This window comes from Hydrogenophaga sp., assembly GCF_028698005.1.
Taxonomy (GTDB): Bacteria; Pseudomonadota; Gammaproteobacteria; order Burkholderiales; family Burkholderiaceae_C; genus Hydrogenophaga.
Genome location: NZ_JAQVEJ010000016.1, coordinates 1 through 25,277 on the forward strand (window position 1 = coordinate 1; position 25,277 = coordinate 25,277).

At 69.1% G+C, this 25,277-nt stretch carries 25 protein-coding genes and 1 riboswitch; of the genes, 16 read left to right on the plus strand and 9 right to left on the minus strand.

Annotated features, from left to right (window positions below):
• Positions 1-159 precede the first annotated feature (159 nt).
• Entirely contained in the window at positions 160-1,116 is a 957-nt protein-coding gene (locus PHQ87_RS03135; protein WP_300231126.1) for a TerC family protein, read from the plus strand.
• Between the two features lie 9 nt (positions 1,117-1,125).
• Here the strand turns inward: PHQ87_RS03135 and PHQ87_RS03140 are convergent, their stop codons facing one another.
• Complete coding sequence (locus PHQ87_RS03140) at positions 1,126-1,479, minus strand: DUF1304 domain-containing protein (RefSeq protein WP_300231128.1); 354 nt, start codon at positions 1,477-1,479, stop codon at positions 1,126-1,128.
• A gap of 245 nt (positions 1,480-1,724) precedes the next feature.
• On the opposite strand from PHQ87_RS03140, the gene PHQ87_RS03145 reads away from it, so the two are divergent.
• The 6 genes from PHQ87_RS03145 (at position 1,725) to cynS (ending at position 7,348) form a co-directional block, all read left to right on the plus strand.
• On the plus strand, positions 1,725-2,933 hold the full coding sequence (locus PHQ87_RS03145; protein ID WP_300231130.1) for a PAS domain S-box protein: 1,209 nt from the start codon (positions 1,725-1,727) through the stop codon (positions 2,931-2,933).
• Entirely contained in the window at positions 2,930-3,586 is a 657-nt protein-coding gene (locus PHQ87_RS03150; RefSeq protein ID WP_300231132.1) for a response regulator transcription factor, read from the plus strand. Before PHQ87_RS03145 ends, PHQ87_RS03150 begins: the two co-directional genes overlap by 4 nt.
• A gap of 128 nt (positions 3,587-3,714) precedes the next feature.
• Entirely contained in the window at positions 3,715-5,121 is a 1,407-nt protein-coding gene (locus PHQ87_RS03155) for a CmpA/NrtA family ABC transporter substrate-binding protein (RefSeq protein ID WP_300231134.1), read from the plus strand.
• Between the two features lie 4 nt (positions 5,122-5,125).
• Positions 5,126-5,995 carry a nitrate ABC transporter permease gene (gene ntrB, locus PHQ87_RS03160; RefSeq protein WP_300231136.1) on the plus strand — a complete coding sequence of 290 codons (870 nt, stop codon included), beginning with the start codon at positions 5,126-5,128 and terminating at the stop codon, positions 5,993-5,995.
• 70 nt (positions 5,996-6,065) lie between these two features.
• Positions 6,066-6,863 (plus strand): ABC transporter ATP-binding protein, encoded by a 798-nt coding sequence (locus PHQ87_RS03165; protein ID WP_300231138.1) that lies wholly within the window; start codon positions 6,066-6,068, stop codon positions 6,861-6,863.
• A gap of 41 nt (positions 6,864-6,904) precedes the next feature.
• Positions 6,905-7,348: a cyanase gene (cynS, locus tag PHQ87_RS03170; RefSeq protein WP_300231140.1), complete on the plus strand. Its 444-nt coding sequence runs from the start codon at positions 6,905-6,907 to the stop codon at positions 7,346-7,348.
• A gap of 52 nt (positions 7,349-7,400) precedes the next feature.
• On the opposite strand, the gene PHQ87_RS03175 is transcribed toward cynS, so the two are convergent.
• The gene (locus PHQ87_RS03175) at positions 7,401-8,270 is read right to left on the minus strand and encodes a pirin family protein (protein ID WP_300231142.1); all 870 of its coding nucleotides are present in this window, start codon (positions 8,268-8,270) and stop codon (positions 7,401-7,403) included.
• Between the two features lie 81 nt (positions 8,271-8,351).
• Between PHQ87_RS03175 and PHQ87_RS03180 the strand changes: the two genes are divergently transcribed.
• Positions 8,352-9,383: an RNA methyltransferase gene (locus PHQ87_RS03180; RefSeq protein ID WP_300231144.1), complete on the plus strand. Its 1,032-nt coding sequence runs from the start codon at positions 8,352-8,354 to the stop codon at positions 9,381-9,383.
• 12 nt (positions 9,384-9,395) lie between these two features.
• On the opposite strand, the gene PHQ87_RS03185 is transcribed toward PHQ87_RS03180, so the two are convergent.
• Positions 9,396-10,340 carry an MBL fold metallo-hydrolase gene (locus PHQ87_RS03185; protein WP_300231147.1) on the minus strand — a complete coding sequence of 315 codons (945 nt, stop codon included), beginning with the start codon at positions 10,338-10,340 and terminating at the stop codon, positions 9,396-9,398.
• A gap of 318 nt (positions 10,341-10,658) precedes the next feature.
• Between PHQ87_RS03185 and PHQ87_RS03190 the strand changes: the two genes are divergently transcribed.
• Genes PHQ87_RS03190 through PHQ87_RS03200 form a run of 3 tightly spaced genes read left to right on the plus strand, consistent with a single transcriptional unit; the run spans position 10,659 to position 13,350 of the window.
• Positions 10,659-11,630, plus strand: coding sequence for an ABC transporter substrate-binding protein (locus tag PHQ87_RS03190; RefSeq protein ID WP_300231149.1), 972 nt, complete (start codon positions 10,659-10,661; stop codon positions 11,628-11,630).
• 24 nt (positions 11,631-11,654) lie between these two features.
• A complete protein-coding gene (locus PHQ87_RS03195; RefSeq protein ID WP_300231151.1) occupies positions 11,655-12,539 on the plus strand; it encodes an ABC transporter permease in 885 nt (294 codons plus the stop codon).
• Positions 12,540-12,555: 16 nt separating this feature from the next.
• Positions 12,556-13,350 (plus strand): ABC transporter ATP-binding protein, encoded by a 795-nt coding sequence (locus PHQ87_RS03200; protein ID WP_300231152.1) that lies wholly within the window; start codon positions 12,556-12,558, stop codon positions 13,348-13,350.
• A 62-nt stretch (positions 13,351-13,412) separates the two neighbouring features.
• Here PHQ87_RS03200 and PHQ87_RS03205 read toward each other — a convergent pair whose 3' ends face one another.
• The 4 genes from PHQ87_RS03205 to PHQ87_RS03220 are packed head-to-tail and all read right to left on the minus strand — an operon-like array spanning position 13,413 to position 17,385.
• Positions 13,413-14,711 (minus strand): FAD-dependent oxidoreductase, encoded by a 1,299-nt coding sequence (locus PHQ87_RS03205; protein ID WP_300231153.1) that lies wholly within the window; start codon positions 14,709-14,711, stop codon positions 13,413-13,415.
• A gap of 26 nt (positions 14,712-14,737) precedes the next feature.
• Positions 14,738-15,874 (minus strand): acyl-CoA dehydrogenase family protein, encoded by a 1,137-nt coding sequence (locus PHQ87_RS03210; protein WP_300231154.1) that lies wholly within the window; start codon positions 15,872-15,874, stop codon positions 14,738-14,740.
• Between the two features lie 24 nt (positions 15,875-15,898).
• Positions 15,899-16,456: an OsmC family protein gene (locus PHQ87_RS03215; RefSeq protein WP_300231156.1), complete on the minus strand. Its 558-nt coding sequence runs from the start codon at positions 16,454-16,456 to the stop codon at positions 15,899-15,901.
• A 44-nt stretch (positions 16,457-16,500) separates the two neighbouring features.
• Positions 16,501-17,385: a sulfurtransferase gene (locus PHQ87_RS03220; protein ID WP_300231158.1), complete on the minus strand. Its 885-nt coding sequence runs from the start codon at positions 17,383-17,385 to the stop codon at positions 16,501-16,503.
• Between the two features lie 351 nt (positions 17,386-17,736).
• On the opposite strand from PHQ87_RS03220, the gene PHQ87_RS03225 reads away from it, so the two are divergent.
• Positions 17,737-17,955, plus strand: coding sequence for a hypothetical protein (locus PHQ87_RS03225; RefSeq protein WP_300231161.1), 219 nt, complete (start codon positions 17,737-17,739; stop codon positions 17,953-17,955).
• Positions 17,956-17,961: 6 nt separating this feature from the next.
• Here the strand turns inward: PHQ87_RS03225 and PHQ87_RS03230 are convergent, their stop codons facing one another.
• Positions 17,962-19,533 (minus strand): sigma 54-interacting transcriptional regulator, encoded by a 1,572-nt coding sequence (locus tag PHQ87_RS03230; protein WP_300231163.1) that lies wholly within the window; start codon positions 19,531-19,533, stop codon positions 17,962-17,964.
• Positions 19,534-19,590: 57 nt separating this feature from the next.
• Positions 19,591-19,697, plus strand: a riboswitch (S-adenosyl-L-homocysteine riboswitch).
• A 23-nt stretch (positions 19,698-19,720) separates the two neighbouring features.
• On the opposite strand from PHQ87_RS03230, the gene metH reads away from it, so the two are divergent.
• On the plus strand, positions 19,721-22,471 hold the full coding sequence (metH, locus tag PHQ87_RS03235; protein ID WP_300231166.1) for a methionine synthase: 2,751 nt from the start codon (positions 19,721-19,723) through the stop codon (positions 22,469-22,471).
• Positions 22,472-22,495: 24 nt separating this feature from the next.
• Here metH and PHQ87_RS03240 read toward each other — a convergent pair whose 3' ends face one another.
• On the minus strand, positions 22,496-22,993 hold the full coding sequence (locus PHQ87_RS03240) for a hypothetical protein (RefSeq protein WP_300231170.1): 498 nt from the start codon (positions 22,991-22,993) through the stop codon (positions 22,496-22,498).
• 165 nt (positions 22,994-23,158) lie between these two features.
• On the opposite strand from PHQ87_RS03240, the gene PHQ87_RS03245 reads away from it, so the two are divergent.
• From PHQ87_RS03245 to PHQ87_RS03255, 3 genes are read left to right on the plus strand one after another with little or no spacing between them, the layout of a single operon-like run.
• On the plus strand, positions 23,159-23,767 hold the full coding sequence (locus PHQ87_RS03245) for a LemA family protein (protein ID WP_300231172.1): 609 nt from the start codon (positions 23,159-23,161) through the stop codon (positions 23,765-23,767).
• A gap of 15 nt (positions 23,768-23,782) precedes the next feature.
• On the plus strand, positions 23,783-24,709 hold the full coding sequence (locus tag PHQ87_RS03250) for a TPM domain-containing protein (protein WP_300231175.1): 927 nt from the start codon (positions 23,783-23,785) through the stop codon (positions 24,707-24,709).
• Between the two features lie 7 nt (positions 24,710-24,716).
• Positions 24,717-25,268, plus strand: a complete 552-nt coding sequence (locus PHQ87_RS03255) for a TPM domain-containing protein (protein WP_300231176.1) — start codon at positions 24,717-24,719, stop codon at positions 25,266-25,268.
• Positions 25,269-25,277: the final 9 nt, after the last annotated feature.

Here is a 25,277-nt window from a genome sequence, read left to right on the forward strand (position 1 = left end):
GGGCCGCATCGCCCGGCCCGTGCGGATCGGGTGTCCGTCAGTACGCTGTCCTCACCGGCAGCCGGACAGCCAGCCGGGCGATCACCATCGCCCCGGCCAGACAAGACCTTGGAGGGTGTTTGTTCATCAACACCGTTCCTGTTGTCAAAGGTCTTGCTCATGGAAACCATCGCGCCCCTGTGGCTGTGGCTCGTGTTCGTCGGCTTCGTGCTGGCGGCGCTGTTCGTCGATTTCGTCGTGCTCAGGAAGCAGGGCGCCCATGAGGTGGGCGTGAAGGAGGCGCTGCACTGGTCGCTGGCCTGGGTGGGCGTGAGCTTCGTGTTCAACGGCCTGCTGTGGTGGGCCGTGAAGGACATGACCGGCTCGACCGCGCTGGCCAACGAGAAGTCGCTGGCGTTTCTCACCGGCTACCTGATCGAGAAAAGCCTGGCGGTCGACAACATCTTCGTTTTCCTGCTGATCTTCACCTACTTTGCGGTGCCACCGGCGTTCCAGAAGCGGGTGCTGATGTTCGGCATCCTGGGCGCCATCGTGCTGCGCACGGTCATGATCCTGGTGGGCGGCTGGCTGCTGTCGCAGTTCCACTGGATTCTGTATGTGTTTGGCGGCTTCCTGGTGCTCACCGGCATCAAGATGTGGTGGGCGGCGGGTCAGGAGGAGGGGCTGGACGACAACCCGGCGCTGAAGCTGCTGCGCCGCGTGATGCCGGTGAGCCAGCGCTACGACGGCGAGAGGTTCTTCACCGTCGAGCGTGGCAAGCGCCTCGCCACGCCGCTGCTGATGGTGATCGCCATGGTGGGGCTGACCGACGTGATCTTCGCGGTGGACTCGATTCCCGCCATTTTCGCCATCACCCAGGATCCGTTCATCGTGCTGACCAGCAACGTGTTCGCCATCCTGGGCCTGCGCGCCATGTTCTTCCTGCTGCAGGCCGCGGCCGGGCGCTTTCACCTGCTCAACTACGGGCTGGCGGTGATCCTGGTGTTCATCGGCACCAAGATGATGCTGATCGACGTCGTCAAGATCCCGGTGGCGGTGTCGCTGGGCGTGGTGCTGGGCATCCTGGCGCTCACCATGCTCTGGAGCGCCAGGACCGCGCCCGCTCAGGTGCGCTGACGGTCGGGGTCAGCGCAGGAACAGCACCGCCGCGATGGCCAGCGCGGCCGGCACCGTCTGTACGAACAGGATCTTGCGGCTCGCGGTGGCGGCGCCGAACAGGCCGGCCACGGCCACGCAGCCCAGCACGAACAGCAGCGCACCGCGCTGTCCGGTGGCCAGGGCCCAGGCGATGCCCGCGGCCAGAAAGCCGTTGTACAGGCCCTGGTTGGCGGCCAGCGCCTTGGTGGCCCTGGCAAAGTCCGGCTTCAGGCCAAAGGCCTTCATGCCCGCCGGCTTGTCCCAGAGGAACATCTCGATCACCAGAACGTAGACGTGAATGGCGCAGACGATCAGGGACAGGACAAGGGCGATGGCATGCATGACGGGTGTCTCCCGGGGGATGAGTGGGGCGCTGGTGCACGGCAGCAGCGGTGCCACGAGGGCCGCATCTGCGCGACGGGTCTGCCGGCCACGATGCCACGTTGTGGCGGGCCCGGCTGTCCGGTGTGCGACGGCACGCCATGAGCCGCTTGCGTTGCGCCGCCCGCCCGGGCGCAAGGCGTGCACCCACGCATCGTGGCCAGTTTGGCACATGGCTTGCTTGCCCGGAGGGCATGAACCTGGACATGCCTTGGGCACCGGATGGCAGCGTGACGCCGACCACGCCGGACTGGCGCGAGACGCTGGGCTTGCTGCTGTCGTCGACCGGGGAGGGGGTGTACGGCGTCGACCTGGACGGACGCTGCATCTTCATCAATCCGGCGGGCGCGCGCCTGATCGGATACGAACCGGGGGAGCTGATCGGCTGCAACATGCATGAGCTGACCCACCATGCCCGCGCCGATGGCAGCCCGTACCCGGAGGCCGAGTGCCCGATCTTCAATGCCTTCCGGCGCGGCATACCCTGCCGCATCGACAGCGAGGTGTTCTGGCGGCGGGACGGCACGGCCATGGCGGTCGAATACTCCAGCCACCCCATCATGGATGGCGGCCGGGTGCGCGGGGCGGTGGTGACCTTTGTCGACATCACCGAGCGCCGCCGGGCCGCCGATGCCCTGCAGCGGGCCAAGGATGAACTGGAGCAGCGGGTGGGCGAGCGCACCGCGGCGCTGGAGACCGCGCTCCGGCAGGTGCGTGATCTGGCCGCCCGGGCCGAAATGGTGCGGGAGGAAGAGCGCACCCGCATCGCGCGCGAGGTGCACGACGAGCTGGGCAGCCTGCTGGTGGCCATGAAGATGGACGTCAACTGGCTGGACAAACGGCTGTTCGAGCAGGCGTCCCGTCACCCGCAGGCAGCGGAAGACATGCGTGCCCGCATGCGCTGCAAGTGCCAGAACATGAGCCGCCTGATCGAAACGGCGGTGGACAACGTGGGCCGCATCATCACCGACCTGCGCCCGAGCATCCTGGACCACCAGGGCCTGTGGGCGGCCCTGGAATGGCAGGCGCAGGAATTTGCCGCCTCGGCCGAGCTGGCACTGGACTGGTGCATGGCGGTGGACGAGGGACTGGAGCTGCCCGAGCCGATGGCCATGGCGGTGTTCCGCATCTTCCAGGAGATGCTCAGCAACGTGGGGCGGCACGCCAGGGCCGCGCACCTGCGCATCGAGATCGCCCGTGCCGGCGATGAACTCCAGGTGACCGTGGAGGACGACGGCGTGGGCGCGCCGCCACAGGCCTTCGAGGCGGCCGACGCCTACGGCATCATGGGCATGCGTGAGCGCGCGCGCCACTTCGGCGGACAACTGGATATCTGCAGTGCACCGGGCGAGGGCACCCGCATGCGCGTGAGCGTGACGCTGCCGGCGCGCCCGCTCGGGGAAGGGGCGTCATGACGACGATCCGGGTGCTGATCGGGGACGACCACCGCATCGTGCGCGAGGGGCTCAAGCAGGTGCTGGCCGACGCACCCGAAGTGCAGGTGGTGGCCGAGGCGCCGGATGGCGGGCAGGTGCTGGCGCAGGTGGAGGCGCTGGGCGGGCGGCAGGGACTGGAGCTGGTGCTGCTGGACGTGGCGATGCCGGGTCTGGACGGCATCGACGTGCTGCAGCGCCTGCGCAAGGCCCACCCGGATCTGCCGGTGCTCATGCTCAGCACCTACCCCGAGCGCCAGTACGCCGTGCGCTGCATCCGCATGGGGGCGGCGGGCTACCTGCACAAGAGTGCCGATCCGGACGACATGCTGGCGGCCGTGCGCAAGGTGGCCGCCGGCGGTGTCTTCGTGACGCCGGCCACCGCCGAAGCGCTGGTGTCGGCCGTGGGGCGCAGCGATGCCCGTGCCGGGCCGGAGGCGCTGTCGCACCGCGAGCACCAGGTCTACCGTCTGCTGACCCAGGGACTGACCGTGACCGAAATTGGTGCGCAACTGGGGCTGGCGCCCAACACCGTGAGCACCTACCGCGCCCGGATTCTGGAGAAAACGGGCACCAAGAACGATGTGGAGCTGGCGATCTACGCCGAGCGCCACGCCAGACCCGCCGCCTTGTAGGGCCAGCCCTACAGCCTGTGGTCCGTCTGTCGGCGATTTCCGGCACATGGCCCCGTGGGCCGTCCGTTGGCATGCAACTGGCCCGTTGCTTGCAATGAACACCGCGTCATCAACCAACGAGGTGTGCCATGTCCGAGTTCTTCGATCCCTACAACGCCGACCGCCCCCTGATGATGAAGTGCAGTTGCGGGCGCGACCACCGTGCGGCCGACCACCACGCGGAAGCCGCTGCCGACGAGGCCGCCCAGGTGCTGCGCCGGCGCAGCGAGAGCGCCGAGTTCGAGGCCTACAGCAACGCGTTCATCGAGGCGACGCTGGTCAAGGCCATCTTTCCGCATGACGCGCAGCGCCGCCGCTTCCTGCGGGCGGTCGGCAAGAACACGGCCATGGCGGCCATTGCCAGCGTGCTGCCGGTGGCAAGCCTGCAGGCCATGGCCCAGGAAAAACGCACGCTGGAAAAAACCGATCTGAAGATCGGCTTCATCCCGATCACCTGCGCGACGCCCCTGATCATGGGCCACCCGCTGGGCTTCTACCAGAAGGAGGGCCTGAACGTCGAGGTCACCAAGACGGCGGGCTGGGCGCTGGTCCGCGACAAGGTGATCAACAAGGAGTACGACGCCTCGCACTTCCTCTCGCCCATGCCGCTGGCCATGAGCCTGGGGCTGGGCTCCACCGCGGTGCCCACCAATGTGGCGACGATCCAGAACATCAACGGCCAGGCCATCACGATGTCGATCCGCCACAAGGACAACCGGGATCCGAAGAACTGGAAGGGCTTCAAGTTCGGCATCCCGTTCGATTTTTCGATGCACAACTTCCTGTTGCGCTATTTCCTGGCCGAGCACGGCCTGAATCCCGACACCGATGTGCAGTTGCGCGTGATCGCGCCGCCGGAGATGGTGGCCAACCTGCGGGCCGGCAACATCGATGGCTTTCTGGGCCCCGACCCGTTCAACCAGCGCGCGGTGTATGAGGAGGTCGGCTATATCCACACCCTGACCAGGGATCTGTGGAACGGTCACCCCTGCTGCGCCTTCGGCACCACCACCGAGTTCATCCAGAAGCACCCGAACACCTTCGCGGCGCTGTACCGGGCGGTGCTGTCGGCAGCGGCCATGGCGCGCCAGCCCAGGAACCGCGAACTGATCGCCAAGGTGATTGCGCCGCCGCAGTACCTCAACCAGCCCGAGGTGGTGCTGCAACAGGTGCTGACGGGCAAGTTCGCCGATGGCATGGGCAAGATCCAGAACGTGCCGGACCGGGCGGACTTCGACCCCATGCCCTGGCAGAGCATGGCGGTGTGGATGCTCACACAGATGCAGCGCTGGGGCTACATCAAGGGCGACGTGAACTACCAGCAGATTGCCGAGAAGGTGTTCCTGATCACGGATGCCCGCAAGCACATGAAGGCGCTGGGCCAGGATTTCACGGCCGGGCCGGCGTATGCGAAGCACACCATCATGGGCAAGGAGTTCGATCCGGCCAGGGCCGCGGCCTACGCCCGGAGCTTTGCCATCAGCAAGGCGGGGTGATGCCATGAAGACACCGGACAGTCTGAACCTGCGCGCGGCGATCGTGTCGCTGCTGCTGCTGTTGTGCGTGGTGGGTGCCTGGCACCTGGCCACCACGGCCGGCGGTGGCGCTGCCGCGGTGACCGCCGGTCTCTCGGCCGACGAGATCGAGTACCTCAGGATGATGGGCAAGGACCCGGGGGCCACCAAGAGTGGCGGCTTTCCGGGACCGCTGGAGGTGGCCCGCACCAGCTGGGGCCACCTGTCGGATCCGTTCTACGACAAGGGGCCGAACGACAAGGGTATTGGCATCCAGCTGGCGCACTCGCTGGCGCGGGTGGGGCTGGGCTTCCTGCTGGCCCTGCTGGTGGCCATCCCGCTGGGCTTCGTGATCGGCATGTCGCCGCTGATGCAGAAGGCCTTCAACCCGTTCGTGCAACTGCTCAAGCCCATCAGCCCGCTGGCCTGGATGCCGCTGGCGCTCTACACCCTCAAGGACTCGGACGTCAGCGGCATCTTCGTGATCTTCATCTGCTCGATCTGGCCGATGCTGATCAACACGGCCTTCGGCGTGGCCTCGGTCAAGCGCGACTGGATCAATGTGGCCGCCACGCTGGAAGTCAACCCGATCCGCAAGGCCTTCCAGGTGATCCTGCCCGCGGCCGCGCCGACCATCCTGACCGGCATGCGCATCAGCATGGGCATCGCCTGGCTGGTGATCGTGGCGGCCGAGATGCTGGTGGGCGGCACCGGCATCGGCTACTTCGTGTGGAACGAGTGGAACAACCTGTCCATCACCAACGTGATCTTCGCCATCGGCATGATCGGTGTGGTCGGCATGCTGCTCGATCTGGTGTTTGCCCGGCTCCAGAAGGTGGTGACCTATGTGGAGTGACGAGTTCCTGCGCGCAGGCGCATCCCGTGTGGCCCCGGTGGCCACGCCACCCCAGCAGAAGGTAGCGTCGATGTCTTCCGGATTCCTGAAGGTCGAGCGGCTGGCCAAGGCCTACCAGGCCGCCCGGCCCGTGTTTGCCGACGTGTCGTTCGAGATGGCGCGAGGCGAGTTCGTCTGCATCATCGGCCACAGCGGCTGTGGCAAGACCACCATCCTGAACGTGCTGGCCGGTCTGGACACCGCCAGCAGCGGCCACGTGTTCATGGACGGCCGCGAGGTGGCCGGCCCCAGCCTGGAGCGTGGCGTGGTGTTTCAGGGCCATGCCCTGATGCCCTGGCTGACGGTGCGGCAGAACATCGCGTTCGCCGTCCGGTCGCGCTGGCCCGACAGGGGCAAGGACGAGGTCCGGTCCCAGGTCGAGAAGTATGTGGCCATGGTGGGGCTGTCGCACGCCATCGACAAGAAGCCCAGCGAACTCTCGGGCGGCATGAAGCAGCGGGTGGGCATTGCCCGGGCCTTCTCGATCCAGCCCAAGATGCTGCTGCTCGATGAACCCTTCGGCGCGCTGGACGCGCTCACCCGCGGCACGATCCAGGATGAGCTGATGGGCATCGTGCGCCAGACGCAGCAGACCGTCTTCATGATCACGCACGATGTGGACGAGGCCATTTTGCTGGCCGACCGCATCCTGCTCATGAGCAACGGCAGCGACACCGACAGCGGCTACCGGCCCGGTGGCCTGGTCGAGATGGTCGGCAACCCGCTGCCCCGCGAGCGCACGCGCGCCCAGTTGCACCACCTGGACGGCTACTACGACCTGCGCAACCACATCGTGGACTTCCTCGTGTCCCGCGCCAAAGCGGCCTGACGATCTTTCTTCCTTTCTTCCCACCATCAAGAGGCAACACCATGACCCGACTCGCCGTCACCGAGAAGATCATTTCCACCAAAGTCAGCAAAGGCCTGAGCTGGGCCGACGTGGCCAAGAAAATCGGCCAGTCCAAGGAATGGACGACGGCCCTGTGCCTGGGGCAGATGACCGCCACCGCCGCCCAGGCCAAGGTGCTGGGCAAGATCTTCGGCCTGAGCGCCGAAGAGCAGAAGTGGCTGCAGGTGGTGCCCTACAAAGGTTCGCTGCCCACCAGCGTGCCGACCGATCCGCTGATCTACCGCTTCTATGAACTGATCAACGTGTACGGCACCACCTTCAAGGAGCTGATCCACGAGGAGTTCGGCGACGGCATCATGAGCGCCATCGACTTCAAGATGGACCTCCAGCGCGAGAACGACCCCAACGGCGACCGCGTGAACATCGTCATGTCGGGCAAGTTCCTGCCGTACAAGCAGTACTGAGCCCGCTGCGGCGCGGGCCGGTGCCCCGCTCCACGCGGCCCCCGGATGGCCGTCAGCCCGGCAGCGGAATCCACTCGTCCCGGTCGTCGGGCGGCAGCGGGAAGCGGCCGGCCTGCCAGTCGGCCTTGGCCTGCTCGATGCGCTCGCGCCGCGACGAGACGAAGTTCCAGAAGATGTGGCGCTCACCCAGGGGCTGACCGCCGAAGACCATGAGGGTGGCGCCGGCGTCGCCGGCCGTCACGGCATCGCCCTCGCCGGTGAAGACCATGAGCTGGCCGGGCCCGGCGTGGGTGCCGCCGTGGCCCACGGCACCACGGGCCACGTAGACCGCCTGCTCGGCGTGCCCGGTGGGCAGGACCAGGGTGGCGCCGGGCGGCACGGTGGCGTGCAGCGCAAACAGCGGTGAGTGCGTGCGCACCGGCGTGGTGTGGCCGTAGGCGCTGCCGGCGAACAGGCGCCACCAGATGCCCCCCGCACCGCCTTCGGGCATCAGGGACCGGGGGTAGTGGGTGAAGGCGGGCTCGCACTCTTCGTCGGCCTCGGGCAGCGCCACCCAGAACTGCATCAGTTCCAGCCCGCCGCCCGCAAACGAGTCGGGGTGGGTGAAACGCTCGGAGTGGCTGATGCCACGACCGGCGGTCATCCAGTTGACATCGCCGGGGCGGATGTCCTGCCGCACGCCCAGGCTGTCGCGGTGCGTGATCTGGCCGCTGAGCAGGTAGCTCACGGTGGACAGGCCGATGTGGGGGTGCGGGCGCACGTCGGCCGCGCGCACGTGTTCGGGCGCCAGGGTCACCGGGCCGGCGTGGTCCAGGAACACGAAGGGGCCGACGTGGCGCCGCCTGGCAAAGGGCAGCACGCGCCGCACCGTCAGGCCGTTGCCCAGGTCGCCGTGTCGGGCGTTGATCAGCATCTCCAGCATGGTGGGTCTCCTCTTGCGGGCAGAGCGACCATTGTGACCGCAAGGGCATTGCCGGCATGCGCTTGGGGGGACAATCCGGCCATGCGCATCGAAACCCTGCGCCAGCGCCTGCGGGCACTCGGCGCCAACCCCCGCCATGAGCAGCGTGTGCTGCGTTTGTGGAGCCAGGCCCTGCCGCAGACCGCGGGCAAGCGCCAGGTCGAGCACTTCCTGCCCGCGCCGCTGGTGGCCGAGCTGCCCGCCATCACCGAAGAGCTGGCCGCGCTGGCCCGACTCGCCTCCGAGCACCCGGGCGAGGATGGCTCGGCACGCCTGCTGGTGCGCCTGGGCGACGGGCAACTGGTGGAGAGCGTGCTGTTGCCGCGCGATGGCCTGTGCGTGTCCACGCAGGTCGGCTGTGCCGTGGGCTGCGTCTTCTGCATGACCGGCACCACCGGCCTGATCCGCCAGCTCGGCAGTGCCGAGATCGTGGCCCAGGTGGCGCTGGCGCGCACGAAGCGGCCGGTCAGGAAGGTGGTGTTCATGGGCATGGGCGAACCGGCGCACAACCTGGACAACGTCATGGAAGCCATCGAGCTGCTGGGCACGGTGGGCAACATCGGGCACAAGAACCTGGTGTTTTCCACCGTGGGCGACCCGCGGGTGTTCGAGACCCTGCCGCGCGGCCCGGTCAGGCCCGCGCTGGCGCTGTCGCTGCACACCACCAGGGCCGATCTGCGCGAACGCCTGCTGCCGCGTGCGCCACGCCTCACGCCCGACGAACTCGTCGAAGCCGGCGAGGCCTATGCCCGTGCCACCGGCTACCCGATCCAGTACCAGTGGACGCTGCTGGCCGGCATCAACGACGGCGACGACGAGATCGAGGGCATCGTGCGCCTGCTCGCGGGCAAGTACGCCATCCTGAACATGATCCCCTTCAACGCGGTCGAGGGCATGCCCTTCGAGCGGCCGGGCTGGGACAAGGCCGCCGACATCGCGCGCCGCCTGCACCGCCGCGGCATCCTGACCAAGCTGCGCCAGTCGGCCGGACAGGACGTGGACGGCGGTTGCGGGCAGTTGCGGGCACGGGCCGAGCGGCCGGTGCGCAGCGTGATACCGGTTGCCGCCGCCTGAGACCGGGCGGGCTCACTCCCGTTCCAGCTCCAGATACGTCCGGCTGGCGTTGCCCGGGTGCAGCTCGGCGGCGTTGAGCAGGCCCATCCAGGGTCGGGCGTCAAAGGCCTTGATGGCCGCGCTGATGTCCTGGCCTTCGTCCACGGCCTGTTGCATGTGCGCGCGCAAGGCCTTCAGGTAGTCACGCGTCTGTGCCCGGGCCAGGGGCAACTCGCACACCTGACCGTGGCCAGGCACGATGCGCGCTGGCTGCAGAGCCTCCAGCGCGGCAAAACTCTCCAGCCAGCGGCCGGTGTGGCTGACCGGGATCACGCCCAGCATGCGGTCCACATAGACGACATCGCCACTGAAGACCACGCGCTGCTGCGGCAGCCACACCATCACGTCGCCGGGCGTGTGCGCGCCGCCGCGGTGGATGACCTGTACCGTGGTGCCCCCCAGGTTCAGACGCTCGTCGGTGCCGGTCAGCCAGCGCGTGGGCAGGGTGGGCACCGTGCCGTCGAGCTTTTCCTGGAGCGCGGGCGTGAGGGCTGCGATATGGTCGCCGCCGCGCGCCAGCATGTCGGCCTTGCCGTGGGCATGGGCGATCACCTCGGCCCCCTGCGCGGCAAAGTAGCCATTGCCCAGCCAGCGGTGATCCTGCCCGCCGGTGTTGATCACCCATTTGACGGGCTGGGTGGTCACCTGCGCGACCGCCGCATGGATCTTCCGGGCGCTCTGCAGGCTCGCGCCGCTGTCGATCAGCAGTGCACCGTCGGCCGTGACCACCAGACCGATGTTGGCGTTCAGGCCTTCGTTGTCATAGGTGCGGCCCGATTTCTCTCCGATGAAAGCGTACAGACCGGGCGCGACCGGCTCGAAGCGGACCTCGATGGCGTGGGCCGACGCCGTGATGCCCAGCCACAGGGCAGCGGTCAGCACGGGCAGGGCGCGGCGGGTCAGGGGGGGCAGGGGCATGCACGTCTCCGGGGTTGTGTGTATCTCCCTCCAGTATGCACTTTCGCTGTGGCCAGCGCCGCACGCCAGCCGCCAGCGTCATCGCTTGTCAATCGCATTCAAGCCCGGACGACATCCTGAAGATGCCCTCGGCCCTGTGGCAGGCGGTGGCGCGCCGCCGGCGTCGGGGCGAGCGAGGACCTGCCCCCCTGGTGCCGATCGGGTGCTTCCCGCCCCACCTGGCAACCGCTGCCAGTGCCGTGGATTAGACTTGCCCTTTTGGGCTGCCCGGTGGGCCGCCCGTTTGTCCTTCTGCTGTCGAAAGAAAGAGATCCCCCCATGCGCTTCACCTCGCTCTGGGCACCGATGGGTGCCGTTGCCCTGGCCGTCGCTGCCCTGGCCCCGGCCCAGGCCGCCGAAACCAAGTCGGTCGCCGTCACGGCCATCGTCGAGCACCCGGCGCTGGATTCGGTGCGCGACGGCGTGCAGGCCGCCCTCAAGGCCGCGGGTTTCGAGGCCGGCAAGAACCTGAAGTGGCAGTACCAGAGCGCCCAGGGCAACACCGGCACGGCGGCGCAGATCGCGCGCAAGTTCATCGGCGACAAGCCCGACGCGATCGTCGCCATCGCCACGCCCTCGGCCCAGGCCGTGGTGGCGGCCACCAAATCGGTGCCGGTGGTGTTCTCGGCCGTGACTGACCCGGTCGCCGCCAAGCTGGTGGCCAGCTGGGAGGCTTCGGGCACCAACGTCACCGGTGTGTCCGATGTGCTGGCGCTGGACAAGCAGATGGAACTGGTGCGCCAGGTGGTGCCGCAGGCCAAGCGCGTGGGCATGGTCTACAACCCCGGCGAGGCCAACTCGGTGGTGGTCGTCAAGGAACTGCAGAAGCTCCTGCCCACCCTGGGCATGACCCTGGTCGAGGCCGCCGCGCCGCGCACCGTGGACGTCAGCAGCGCCGCCCGCAGCCTGGTGGGCAAGGTGGACGTGATCTACACCAACACCGACAACAACGTGGTGTCGGCCTACGAGGCGCTGGTCAAGGTCGGCCAGGATGCCAAGGTCCCGCTGGTGGCCTCCGACACCGACTCGGTCAAGCGCGGCGCGATCGCGGCGCTGGGCATCAACTACCGCGATCTGGGCGAGCAGACCGGCCGCATGGTCGTGCGCATCCTCAAGGGTGAGCAGCCCGGCGCCATCAAGCCCGAGGTCAGCACCAAGGTGGAACTGTTCGTGAACCCCGGTGCCGCCGAGAAGCAGGGCGTCCAGCTCTCCGACGCGCTGGTCAAGTCCGCCGCCCAGGTCATCCAGTAAACCGGGGCGCACCGGGCGTTTGCCATGTCACTGTTTTCGCTGCTGGGGGCCGTCGAGATCGGCCTGATCTTCGCGCTCGTGGCGCTGGGTGTGTACATCTCGTTCCGCCTGCTGCGCTTTCCCGACCTGACGGTCGACGGCAGCTTCCCGCTCGGTGGCGCGGTATGCGCGGTGCTGATCGTGGCGGGGGTGAACCCCTGGCTGGCGAGCCTCGCCGCCGCCGCCGCCGGCGCGGTGGCGGGGCTGATCACGGGCTGGCTCAACGTCCGGCTCAAGATCATGGACCTGCTGGCCTCGATCCTGATGATGATCGCGCTGTACTCGATCAACCTGCGCATCATGGGCGGGCCCAACGTGCCGCTGATCACCGAGCCGACCATCTTCACGCAGTTGCAGCCCGAGAACATGGCCGACTACGTGCTGCGTCCGCTGGTGCTGCTGGTGATCGTGGTCCTGGCCAAGCTGGCGCTGGACTGGTTCTTCGCCACCGAGCGCGGCCTGGCCATCCGCGCCACCGGCTCCAACGCGCGCATGGCGCGCGCCCAGGGCATCCACACCGGTGCGATGGTGCTGCTGGGCATGGCGATTTCCAATGGGCTGGTCGGCCTGGCCGGCGCGATGTTCGTGCAGACCCAGGGCGGCGCCGACATCTCCATGGGCATCGGCACCATCGTCATCGGCCTGGCGGCCGTGATCGTGGGCGAATCCATCCTGCCCTCGCGCCGCATCGTCTGGGCCACGCTGGCCGTGGTGGTGGGCGCGATCGTCTACCGCTTCTTCATCGCCGCCGCGCTCAACAGCGACTTCATCGGCCTGAAGGCACAGGACCTGAACCTGGTCACGGCGGTGCTGGTGACCATCGCGCTGGTGATCCCGCAACTCAAGCGCAAGCTGGCCGCGCGCCGCTGACCGGAGGACATCTGCCATGCTGAGCGCGCAGGACCTGCACATCACCTTCAACCCCGGCACGCCGATCGAGACCCGCGCCCTGCGCGGGCTGTCGCTGCACATCCCGGACGGCCAGTTCGTCACCGTCATCGGCTCCAACGGCGCCGGCAAATCGACCTTCCTGAACGCCGTCTCGGGCGACCTTGCGGTCGACAGCGGGCGCATCGAGATCTCGGGCCAGGACGTCACGCGCCTGCCGGTCTGGGAGCGTGCCCAGCGCGTGGCGCGCGTGTTCCAGGATCCGATGGCCGGCACCTGCGAAGACCTGACGATCGAGGAAAACATGGCGCTGGCCCATCGCCGCGGCGCGCGCCGCACGCTCGGGCAGGCCGTCAGGGGCCCGATGCGCGAGCTGTTCCGCGAGCGCCTGGCCATCCTGGGCCTGGGCTTGGAAAACCGCCTCAGCGACCGCATCGGCCTGCTCTCGGGCGGCCAGCGCCAGGCCGTGAGCCTGCTGATGGCGGCGCTGCAGCCCTCGCGCATCCTGCTGCTGGACGAGCACACCGCGGCGCTGGACCCGCGCACGGCGGACTTCGTGCTGCAACTGACCGCCCGCATCGTGGCCGAGAGCCAGCTCACCACGATGATGGTCACGCACAGCATGCGCCAGGCACTGGACGTGGGCGAGCGCACCGTGATGCTGCACCAGGGCCAGGTGGTGCTCGATGTCTCGGGCGAGGAGCGCGCCCGCATGGATGTGCCCGACCTGCTGCAGATGTTCGAGAAGGTGCGCGGCGAAAAGCTCGCCGACGACGCGCTGCTGCTGGGGTGACGCCCCGCCGGCACGGCACTGCCGCCGTTGCCTGTCCGCCCGGGACGTGACCGGGCCTGTGCTCAGCCCAGTGTCATCGGGCACGAGCTGGTCTTGACGCGCACCGCGGCGGGCCTGTGTGCATAGGGCACCGGGCAGGCGTCCGGTCCCGCGCCCTGGCGCCGTGCCACCAGCTTGGCGGCGATGGTGGCGGCCTGGCGGCCGATGGGCTCGATGTAGCGACTGGCCTGGCCCTCGATGGTGATGCAGTCGCCCAGCGCATGGATGCGCGGATGGCTGGTGGCCAGGGTGACGGGGTCCACCGCGATGCCCTGGCGCCATGTCAGACCGGCGCTGTCGGCCAGCCGGTGGGGGGTGGCCAGACCGGTGGCCGCGATCACCTGATCGACCTGCAGCACCTCGCCGCTGCTCAGGCGCAGGCGCTTGTGCTCGCCGGCCTCTTCCACCGCCGCCACGCCCACGCTGCCGATGAAGCGGATGGGCAGACCCTGCCACGCCCGCAGCGCGGTCTGTCCGGCACCCTGCGCCTGCCAGCGCGCCAGCGGCTCGGGTTGCGGGTCGATCAGGCTGACCCGGCAGCCGGCCAGCGCCAGGTCGTTGGCCAGCTCGCTGCCGATCAGGCCCGCGCCCACGATGGCCACGTGGGGCGACATGCCCGCGGGCCACACACCGGTGTCCGGCAGGCCCAGGCTCTCGCGCAGCCGCCGGTAGGCGTCCAGGTGGTTGATGCGCCAGCACAGCTCGGCCGGCAGGGCGGGGGGCAGGGCCACCTGCGCGCCGTGCGCCAGCACCAGCTCCGAGAAGGGCAGGGTGCCGCGTGTGGTGCTCAGCGTCAGGGTGCGCGGGCAGATGCGGGTGGCCTGCGTCCGGGCCATCAGGCGCACGCCCAGGCGCTCGGCCGCCTCGGCACCGGTCTCGCGCACCAGGCTGTCCATGGCCAGGCGCCTGGCCAGCGCCACCGACAGCAGCGGCTTGTCGTACACGTCGGCCGCGCAGCCGCTGACCAGGGTGATCGGCAGCGCCGCGTCCAGCGCGCGCAGCGCCTCGGCCATGGCCCAGCCGGCACGTCCGCCGCCCACGATCACCACCCCCGGCGCCGCTTTGCCTGCCACGCGGGGCCCGGCCGCGGCCGTGCGTGGTGCCGCACCCGCCGCCGGGCGCACCGGCGGGGTATAGGGCGAGAAGTCCGCCTTGGTCACCTGGCACAGCGGACAGGCCCAGTCATCGGGAATGTCCTCGTAACGGGTGCCCGGTGCCAGCCCGCTGTCCGGGTCGCCCTTGGCCTCGTCGTAGATCCAGCCGCAGGCGTGGCAGATGTACTGGCGGTACGGGATGGGGGGCTCGGCGGCGGGGCTGGACATGGGCGGGCTCCGGTGCGGATCGGGTTTCAGGCGGGCAGGGTGTCGGCGCACAAGGCGGCCACTTCCTTGCGCAGGTGCTTGATGGCCGGTGTGACGATGGCCACGAACTGCGCTTCGCGCACACGGCGCTGCACGTCCGAGCTCATCAGGTAGCCGCGCGCGCCCTGGTGCATCAGCGCCGAGTTGGCCGCGCGCAGGCACAGTTCGCCGCCGGCCAGGCGGGCACCGAGCACATCCAGGAAGTAGGCCTCCGACGTGTCGTAGGGCGTCTCGGCCAGGCGGGCCACCGTGGCCAGCAGGTCATCGAGCTCGGCCTGCAACTGGTCGGGCCGGTCGTCCAGATACTGGTTCACGTGGCCCAACTGGTCTTCCACCCGCCACATGCTGTCGATGGCGCCCTGGGTGATGCCGGCCGCGATGCCGCACTGCAGCAGCACGAAGGCAGCCCGGATGCGGCGGATGTAGGGCCGGCACGGATCGGCCACGATGTCCCCGGCGCCGATCACCAGGTCCTTGCACTGCACGGCGTAGGTCCCCGTGCCCTCCATGCCCGAGAACCTGGGGCAGGGCTTGAGCGTGACGCCGGGCGCATCGCAGTGCAGCATGAACATCACCTCGCGGCCCGGTTCTCCTTCGACCGCGGCCACCGCGCCAAAGTAATGCCCGGCCGCCAGGTTGCTCACCCACGGCAGCGTGCCGTTGATGCGGTAGCCGCCGTTCACCGGCGTGGCCCTGAGCAGCAGGTTCTCGATCTGTGCGAAGCACTTCATCGGGTTGGACATGCCGGTGCCGCCCAGCGTGGCGCCGCTGAGGTGGCGCTGCAGGCGCTCGCCGTGCAGCGCCTCGTTGTCGGAGGCGTCCATGTACAGCGCGGCCGCCGCCTGGGCCCACATCATGAAGGCGGTGGCACCGCACACCTTGCCGGCCTCGGCCATGGCCGCCATCGCGTCCATGTAGCTGCCGGGCCGCCCCGGCTGGTCGATGTGCGCGCTCATCGCGCCCACGGCGCCCAGGGCGTGCAACAGGTCGGCCGGATAGGCGCCTTCGTCGATGGCCTGTGCGCGTTCGGCCAGCGGGCCCTGGGCGATGGCGCGCACGGCGGCCAGCAGGTCTTCGGTGCGGGTGGCGGCAGCCACGTCGGTGGGCATGTCAGCGACGTTCATGGGGGGGACTCCTGCGATGGGGCTTCAGGCCATGGAAATGGTGAAGGGCACGGGGTTGCGGATGGTGTTGGCCACCGGCGAGTAGAAGTTGGCGTGCTGCACGATCTCCTCCAGCACCTCGCGCGGGGCATCGCCTTCCACCAGCACCTTCACCCGCACGGCCTGAAAGCCCATCTGCGGTGGCGTCATCTCCAGCGCGCCACCGGCGCCCCAGGCAGCGGGGTTGCCGATGTCGCCCTCGAGAAACACCTCCAGCCGGCTGAGCTTCACGCCCTTCCAGGTGGCCACGGCCGTCACGCCCACGGCAATGCAGCCACCCAGGCCCGAGAGCACGATCTCGCCCGGCGCCGGCGCGGTGTCCTGCCCGAACAGGTGCAGCGGCTCATCGACCACCACGGTGTGCTTCTCGCCCACGTGCGAGATCGAGCGGTACTGCCCCTCCATCACGGTGTGGACCTTGTTGGTGCCGCGGCGGTCCGGGTTGGCCTTGCCGGCGGCGGCGAACGCGGCCAGGCCCTGGCCATCGATGGGGCGCAGGCAGGTCTTGACGGTGGTGACGGGGTCGAGGGTATCGGTGGTCATGGAAGCTCCAGGGTTCAAGGAAAAAAAGAGAAAAGGTCAGGGGATCAGGCGGCCAGCGGCAGCGGTGCGGGCGCCACCAGGGCGGGCAGGCCGGACTCGATGGGCAGGCCGGGGTCGCGCGACCATTCGTTCCACGAGCCGAAGTACATGCGCACATCGGCAAAGCCGGCCTGCTTGAGTGCCAGGAAGGTGTTGGACGCGCGCGCGCCCTTGAAGCAGTACAGGTAGATGGTGTCGGTGGGCGTGATGCCGGCGGTGGCGCACTCGGCCTTCACCTCGTCGGGCGACTTGAACACCGGACCGGTGGCCGAGGGCTTCATGAAGCGGTACCACTCGATCCATTTGGCGCCCGGCAGCCGGCCCTTGCGCGGGGCAAAGTCCTTGCCATAGGGGCTGGAGCTTTCGCCGATCCACTCGTCCACATCGCGCACGTCCAGCAGCACGGTACCCGTGCCCAGTGCCGCCAGCACGTCGGCCCGCGTCAGCATCACGCCGGTCAGGGGTCGGTCCGGGAAGCTGGCGGGGGTGGGCGTGGCGGCCTCGGTGGACACGGGCAGTCCCGCCGCCTTCCAGGCCGAGAAACCGCCGTTGAGTACCTTGACCTTGGGGTAGCCCAGCCAGGTGAGCAGGTAGTAGCCCCGGCACGACTGGCCGTAGCCGCTGTTCATCGCGTCCTCGTAGAAGACGGCGGTTTCGGCACCGGACAGGCCCGCATCGCCCAGCGCCCTGGCAAAGGTGGCCTTGAGCTCCTGCAGACCCTCGGGCGTGGATGTGGCCAGAAAGGTGAAGATCTCGCGCAAATTGACCGCGCCGGGGATGTGGCCCGCCGCATAGGTGTCCGCGTCGCGGGTGTCGATGACGACCACCGGTTCGGCGGCCTGCAGGGCAGCGAGCTGCTCGGGAGACATCAGGATGGCTTCAGTGCTCATGGGGACCTCTGAATCAGGGCAAAGGCAAGATCGCCTGGGCCCTGTATCGCAACCGCCGTGCCAGGGTGGCGGTCGGCCCGGCCGGTGAGAGAAATTGCTTGATTTGATTGAAGTTTTTCCCGGTTTCTGTGGCGGGATTCGATGCCGTCCGGCGACGGGGGCCTGACATTTCGTTGACACAATGTCGACACATGGTCGGATCACAGCGCCCCGCTGCGAGGGGGACCAGAATCGGCGACACTTGTCGGCAGTTGCCTCACACCCGTGGCGAAGCGCGGCACATCCGTGGCCGCCGTGCATGCCGGCCCGCGGGTGGATCGCCCGCCCTGCCGCACGCTGACCGGAGCCCCCATGAAAACCATCGACGAAATGCTCCACCTGGAACTGCTGACCGCCGACCAGCACCGCCAGATCAGCGCCTGGATCGCCCGGGCCAACGGCCCGGACGAGATCCTGAAGATGCCCCCGGCCCTGTGGCAGGCGGTGGAGCGCGCCAGCGCCGTCATGGGCATTGACGACGATCTGCTGCGCCCGCCCGCGATGGATGCGGGGGGGCTGGTCTGCGGGTGAACCGCCTCAGCGCAAACCCGCCTTGCGCAACCGGTAGCTGAACTGCCGCAGCGTCAGCCCCAGGCTTTGCGCGGCGCGCGACTGGTTGCCGTGGTGCAGGGCCAGGGCCTGGGCCAGTTGGCGGGCGTCGTGCGAGTGGGCGCTCAGATAGTCGCGCACCAGCGGGGCCTCGGGGGCCCCCGGGGCCACCGCCAGGGGGGCGGAATGGGCGGCGTCGGACAGAGGGTGGGTGTCGGGCAGGAAGCGGCCCAGATCGTCGGCGTGCACCACCGGCTGATCGGCCAGCAGCACCAGGCGCTCGACCACGTTGCCCAGTTCGCGGATGTTGCCCGGCCAGTCCAGCCGTTCCAGCCGCTGCAGGGCGTCGGCGGCCAGGTGCACGTTGCGCTGGTGGGCCTGGTTGGCCCGGTTCACGAAATGCAGGGCCAGGGCGCGGATGTCTTCGCGGCGCTCGCGCAGGCTGGGCAGCCGGATCGGCACCACGTTCAGGCGGTAGTACAGGTCCTGCCGGAAGCGGCCCGCGGCGGCCTCCTGCGCCAGATCGCGGTTGGTGGCGGCCACCAGCCGCACGTCGATGCGGATTTCGCGCTGGCCGCCCAGGCGCACCAGGGTGCCCTCCTGCAGGGTGCGCAGCAGCTTGGCCTGCATGGCCAGTGGCAGTTCGCCGATCTCGTCCAGAAAGATGGTGCCGCCGTGCGCCTGCTCGAACCAGCCGGGCCGCGCCTGCGTGGCGCCGGTGAAGGCGCCACGTTCGTGGCCGAACAGCTCGGACTCGAACAGCGTGTCCGGAATGGCCGAGCAGTTGACCTTGATGAAGGGCTGGTCACGGCGGCCGCTGGCCAGGTGCACGGCGCGCGCGAACAGCTCCTTGCCCGTGCCCGACTCGCCCAGCAGCAGCACCGTGGCCTGCGACTGCGACACGCGCTCCAGTTCGCCCAGGGCCTGCAGCAGCGCGGGGGAGCGGCCGATCAGGCCGTAGCGGGCGCTGGCGCTGTCCAGGGCACGGGCCAGGGCCTCGTTGCGCGCCTGCAGTTGCGCGGTTGTCGCCTGCACCAGGCGTTCAAGCTGCAGCAACTGGCCGGTCAGTGTGGCCAGGGTGCGCAGCACCGCCAGGTCATCGGTCAGGCGCCGGCGCCGGCTGCGGATGCGATGGCAGGCCAGCACGCCGGCCACGCGGCCGTCCACCTCGATCGGCAGGGCCAGGAAGGCGACGGTGTCCGCGGGCAGCTGTTTGCGCCGCACACTGCGGAACAGAAACAGCGGCTCGGCGTCGATATCCTGCACGATGATGGCCTGACCGCTGGCCAGCACCCGCCCGGTGATGCCTTCGCCCGGTGCGTAGCGGCCGCGCCGGCGCTCGGCCGCCGTCAGCCCGTAGGCCAGCCGGATGCCGGCCTGCTGGCGGTCGTCGTCGTCCACCAGCACGATGCGGCCCCGGTTCAGGCCCAGCAGCTCGCTCATCAGGTGCAGCATCTCGTGCAACACCGGCTCGGGCGAGAGGCTGCGACCGACGCGCTTCATCACCTCGTGCAACAGCAGGAGTTCCTGGGCATGCCAGTCAACGGTGGCGGGTGTCATGCCGGGGAGATAAGCAAGCTTCGCACCAGAGCTGGGCGGCAGACGGTAAAATCGCCGCCTCTCAAGGAGCGTTGCAGCGCCGGGCATCCCGCCGGCGTCAGGCTTGAGAACACGGGCGACCACCGCCCTGCCGGCCCTGCCGGCCGCAACGGCGCTCACCAGTTTCCGAACCCTTTCTGGTGAGTCCATGTCTGCCGTTGCCCCTTCCCCGTCTGCCCCTGCGTCCGCCGTGTCCGTTCCGCCCATGCTGCTGTCGGGCCTGGAGCCCCTGTTCATCGGCGAGGGCAGCCTGTTCGTCAACGTCGGCGAGCGCACCAACGTCACCGGCTCCAAGGCCTTCGCGCGCATGATCCTCGAGGGCCGCTACGAGGACGCGCTGGCCGTCGCGCGCCAGCAGGTCGAGAACGGCGCCCAGATCATCGACATCAACATGGACGAGGCCATGCTCGACAGCAAGGCCGCCATGGTGCGTTTCCTCAACCTGATCGCCGGCGAGCCCGACATCGCGCGCGTGCCGATCATGATCGACTCGTCCAAGTGGGAAGTGATCGAGGCCGGTCTGCAATGCGTGCAGGGCAAGGGCATCGTCAACTCCATCTCCATGAAGGAGGGCGTCGAGGCGTTCAAGCGCCAGGCGACGCTGGTCAAGCGCTATGGCGCCGCCGCCGTGGTGATGGCCTTCGACGAGCAGGGCCAGGCCGACACCTTCGCGCGCAAGATCGAGATCTGCGAGCGCGCCTACCGCATCCTGGTGGACGAGGTGGGTTTCCCGCCCGAGGACATCATCTTCGACCCGAACATCTTCGCGATCGCCACCGGCATCGAGGAGCACAACAACTACGCGGTCGACTTCATCGAGGCCACGCGCTGGATCAAGCAGCACCTGCCGGGCGCCAAGGTCTCGGGTGGCGTGTCCAACGTCTCGTTCAGCTTCCGCGGCAACGAGCCGGTGCGCGAGGCCATCCACACCGTGTTCCTGTACCACGCGATCCAGGCCGGCATGGACATGGGCATCGTCAACGCCGGCATGATCGGCGTCTATGACGAGCTCGATCCCGAGCTGCGCGAGCGTGTCGAGGACGTGGTGCTCAACCGCCGCCCCGACGCGGCCGAGCGCCTGCTGGAGATTGCCGATGCGGCCAAGGGCGCGGCCAAGGACGACAGCCAGAAGAACGCCTGGCGCGCGCTGCCCGTCCGCGAGCGCCTGGCGCACGCGCTGGTGCGCGGCATCACCGACCACATCGTCGAGGACACCGAGGAGATGTGGCAGCTCATCAAGGCCGAGGGCGGGCGTCCGCTGGCCGTGATCGAGGGGCCGCTGATGGACGGCATGAACGTGGTCGGCGACCTGTTCGGCGCCGGCAAGATGTTCCTGCCCCAGGTGGTCAAGAGCGCGCGCGTGATGAAGCAGGCCGTGGCCCACCTGCTGCCCTACATCGAGGAAGAGAAGCGCCAGCTGGCCGCCGCGGGTGCCGAGACGAAAGCCAAGGGCAAGATCGTGATCGCCACGGTCAAGGGTGACGTGCACGACATTGGCAAGAACATCGTCACCGTGGTCCTGCAGTGCAACAACTTCGAGGTCGTGAACATGGGCGTGATGGTGCCCTGGCAGGACATTCTGGCCAAGGCCAAGGCCGAAGGCGCCGACATCGTCGGCCTCTCGGGCCTGATCACGCCGAGCCTGGAGGAGATGCAGGTGGTGGCCGCCGAGATGCAGAAGGACCCGTACTTCCGCGAGCGGCAGACCCCGTTGCTCATCGGCGGTGCCACCACCAGCCGCGTGCACACGGCGGTGAAGATATCGCCGCACTACGAGGGTCCCGTGGTCTACGTGCCCGACGCCTCGCGCAGCGTGAGCGTGGCCCAGGGCCTGATCGGGGACGGGCGCGTGGCGTTCCTGGCCGAGCTCAACGCCGACTACGAGCGTGTGCGTCGCCAGCACGCGAACAAGAAGCAGGTGCCGCTGTGGCCGCTGGCGCGCGCGCGCGCCAACGCCACGCCCGTGGACTTCGAGACCTGGAAGCCGGTGCCGCCCAAGTTCATCGGCCGCCGCGTGTTCCGCAACTACGACCTGACCGAGCTGGCCGACTACATCGACTGGGGCCCGTTCTTCCAGACCTGGGACCTGGCCGGCGCATTCCCGGCCATCCTCGACGACGAGGTCGTGGGCGAGCAGGCGCGCAAGGTGTATGCCGACGCGCAGGCCATGCTGAAAAAAATCATCGAGGGCCGCTGGCTCACGGCCAACGCCGTCATCGGCCTGTACCCGGCCAACCGGCTCGGCCACGACGACATCGCGCTGTATGCCAACGAGTCACGCCAGCAGCCGGTGCTGGTCTGGCACGGGTTGCGCCAGCAGGCGGAAAAACAGGAAATCGACGGCGTGATGCGGCCCAGCCGCTGCCTGGCCGATTTCGTTGCACCGGCCGGCACGGCCGACTACGCGGGCGTGTTCGCGGTGACGGCGGGCATCGGCGCCGAGAAGAAGGAACAGGCGTTCCTGGCGCAGCTCGACGACTACTCGGCGATCCTGTTCAAGTCGCTGGCCGACCGCCTGGCCGAGGCCCTGGCCGAGCGCATGCACGAGCGCGTGCGCAAGGAGCTGTGGGGTTACGCGAGCGACGAGCAGTTGAGCAACGCGCAACTCATCAAGGAGCAGTACCAGGGCATCCGGCCGGCGCCGGGCTACCCCGCGTGCCCGGACCACTCGGTCAAGCGCGCCATGTTCGCGCTGCTGCAGGCCGACGAGATCGGCATGGGGCTGACCGACAGCCTGGCGATGACGCCGGCCGCCAGCGTCAGCGGCTTCTACCTGGCCCACCCCGAAAGCACCTACTTCAACGTCGGGCGCATCGGCGAGGACCAGGTCGAGGACCTGGCCGCCCGCAGCGGTGTCGAGGTGGCCGAACTCCGGCGCTGGCTGGGGCCGAATCTCTGAGGGCCGGCACCGGGGCGGGCGGGCTCAGGTCCGTCCGTCCTCCGGGCAGCCCACGCGCTCGACCGTGGTCGAGCCCATCACGGTCACGCCCTTCTGTTCGGCGTTGTTGCCCATCACCGTGGTGCCACCCGAGGACATGGCGATCTGGGCGTTGCAGGCCAGACGGATGGTCAGGCCGCCCATGACGTTCACGGTGGTGCGCAGGCAGTACCAGCCGTTGGGGTTGAGCAGCTCGATCTCGCTGCCGCCCATCACGTTGACACCCGGGTTGACGACCACCAGCGAGGGGCGGGCTGTCTTCTCGTAGTCGCCCGAGGCCTGGCCGATGCCGAACACCTTGACCGAGGTGCTCAGCACGCGGTAGCCGGGCTTCTTGCCGAAGGGGTGGCTGCCCCAGGCCTGGAGGCAGGCAGCGACGCCGCTGTCGATGTCGTCATCGGCGAGGGCAGCGGTGGTGGTGCCCAGGGAAAGCGCGGTGGTGGCCAGCAGCACGCGCGCCAGCCGTGGCAATGCGAAACTCATGTGGTGGATCTCCGTCAGTGGCGGATGCGCCGGCCCGATGTGCATTCCGTCGCATTCCGCTGGCCGTCAATTGTGCCCGCATTGCCGCGCCCACCGCAGCCGGCCGGGCTGCGGTAAGCTTTCGGCGTCTTCCCGGACCGATCGATCATCTCGCAGGAGCCTCTCATGTTCCACCGTGCCCTTCGCCGCGCCGCTGCCGTGCTGGCCGCCCTCACCCTCAGCGCCGGCCTCGCCGGCTGCGGCTACAACGACTTTCAGCGTCTGGACGAGCAGACCCGCTCGGCCTGGTCCGAAGTGCTCAACCAGTACCAGCGCCGCGCCGACCTGATCCCCAACATCGTGGCCACCGTCAAGGGCGAGGCCAACTTCGAGCAGGAGACGCTGACCAAGGTGATCGAGGCGCGCGCCAGGGCCACCAGCATCCAGGTCACGCCCGAGATGCTGTCCGATCCGGCCGCCATGCAGCAGTTCCAGCAGGCGCAGGGCGAGCTCGGCAGCGCGCTCAGCCGCCTGATGGTGGTGGTCGAGCAGTACCCCAACCTCAAGGCCAACCAGGCCTTCGCCGACCTGCGCGTGCAGCTCGAAGGCACCGAGAACCGCATCACGGTGGCGCGCAACCGCTACATCGCGGCGGTGCAGGAATACAACGTGCTCTCGCGCAGCTTTCCGACCAACCTGACCGCCATGGTCTTCGGCTACAAGCCCAAGGAGGGCTTCACGGTGGCCGACGAGGCCGCCATCAGCACGCCACCCCAGGTCGATTTCGCCAAGTAAGTGGACGCGGGTCTGATGTGGCGGACACCGGATGCGGGCCACCGGTGGCACTGGCTCCGTTGGTGCCTGACGGTCTGCCTGGTGTGGCCGGTGCTGGCGCTGGCGCAGGGCCTGCAGCCGGTGCCGTCGCTCAGCGCCCGTGTCATCGACCAGACCGGCACCCTGGCGGCGACCGAGGTGGCTGCGCTGGAGCAAAGGCTGGCCGATTTCGAGCAGCGCCGCGGCACCCAGATCGTCGTGCTGCTGGTCCGGACCACCGCCCCCGAGGACATCGCGGACTACACCCAGCGGCTGGGCGATGCCTGGAAGATCGGCCGGCGCGAGGTCGGCGATGGCCTGCTGTTCGTCATTGCGGTGGACGACCGGCGCCTGCGCATCGCGCCGGCCAAGGCACTCGAGGGCGCGATCCCCGACGTGCTCGCGCGCCGCATCCTCGACCAGGTGGTGACGCCGGCCTTCCGCCAGGGCGACTACGCCGGCGGCATCGGGGCCGCGCTGGACCATCTGCAGGCCCGCATCGAGGGCGAGGAGCTGCCGCTGCCCGAGGTGACACCCAGCGGGCGCGCCACCATCGGCGGGGCCGACTGGCTCGACATCGCCGTGCTGCTGATCGTGGCGGTGCCCCTCATCGCCTCGGTGCTGCGCAGCATGCTGGGCAACACGCTGGGCTCGTTGGCGGCCGGCGGGGCGGCCGGCTTTCTGGCCTGGAACCTCAGCGGCCTGCTGTGGGTGGCCATCGTGGCCGGCTTGCTGGGTCTGCTGGCCTCGCTGTTCCTGATGCAACTGCCGGTCAGTCCGCCGCGCGGCCGGGGAGGGCGGGGCGGTTGGGGTGGTGGCTCCTCCGGGGGCTGGGGTGGCGGCGGCTGGTCATCGGGCGGCGGCGGATTCTCTTCCGGCGGGGGCGGCAATTTCGGTGGCGGCGGTGCCTCCGGGGGGTGGTGAGACGGTGATGAGCGACGCACGCGAATCCCTCTGGCGCCGCTGGCTGCGCTGGTGCCGGCACCGCTGCCTGCCGGCCACGGTGGCGCACCGTGCCGTGCCGCCCGACATGGCCGACCGCCTGCAGCGGCGCGTGGCCGCCAGCGAGCAGCGCCACAGCGGCGAGATCTGCCTGTGCGTCGAAGGCGTGTTGCCCGACAGCGATCTGTGGCGGGCCGGGCGCGACGAGCCGCTGCAAGCGGTGGTGCGCGAACGCGCCCTGGCCTGGTTCGGCACACTGCGCGTGTGGGACACCGAGCGCAACAACGGCGTGCTCATCTACCTGCTGCTGGCCGAGCGGCGCATCGACATCGTGGCCGACCGCGGCATCGCCCGCCATGTGCCCGACGCGCACTGGCAGGGCGTGGTGCAGCGGCTGGCCGCTCGGCTGCGCACGGGTGACACCGAAGGTGGCCTGACCGAGGCGCTGGAGGAAGTCTCGGCGCTGCTGGTCGAGCACTTTCCGCTGACCGAGGGCGAGGCCAACCCGAATGAACTGGCGGACCACGTGCGGGTGGTCTGACGCCGCGCC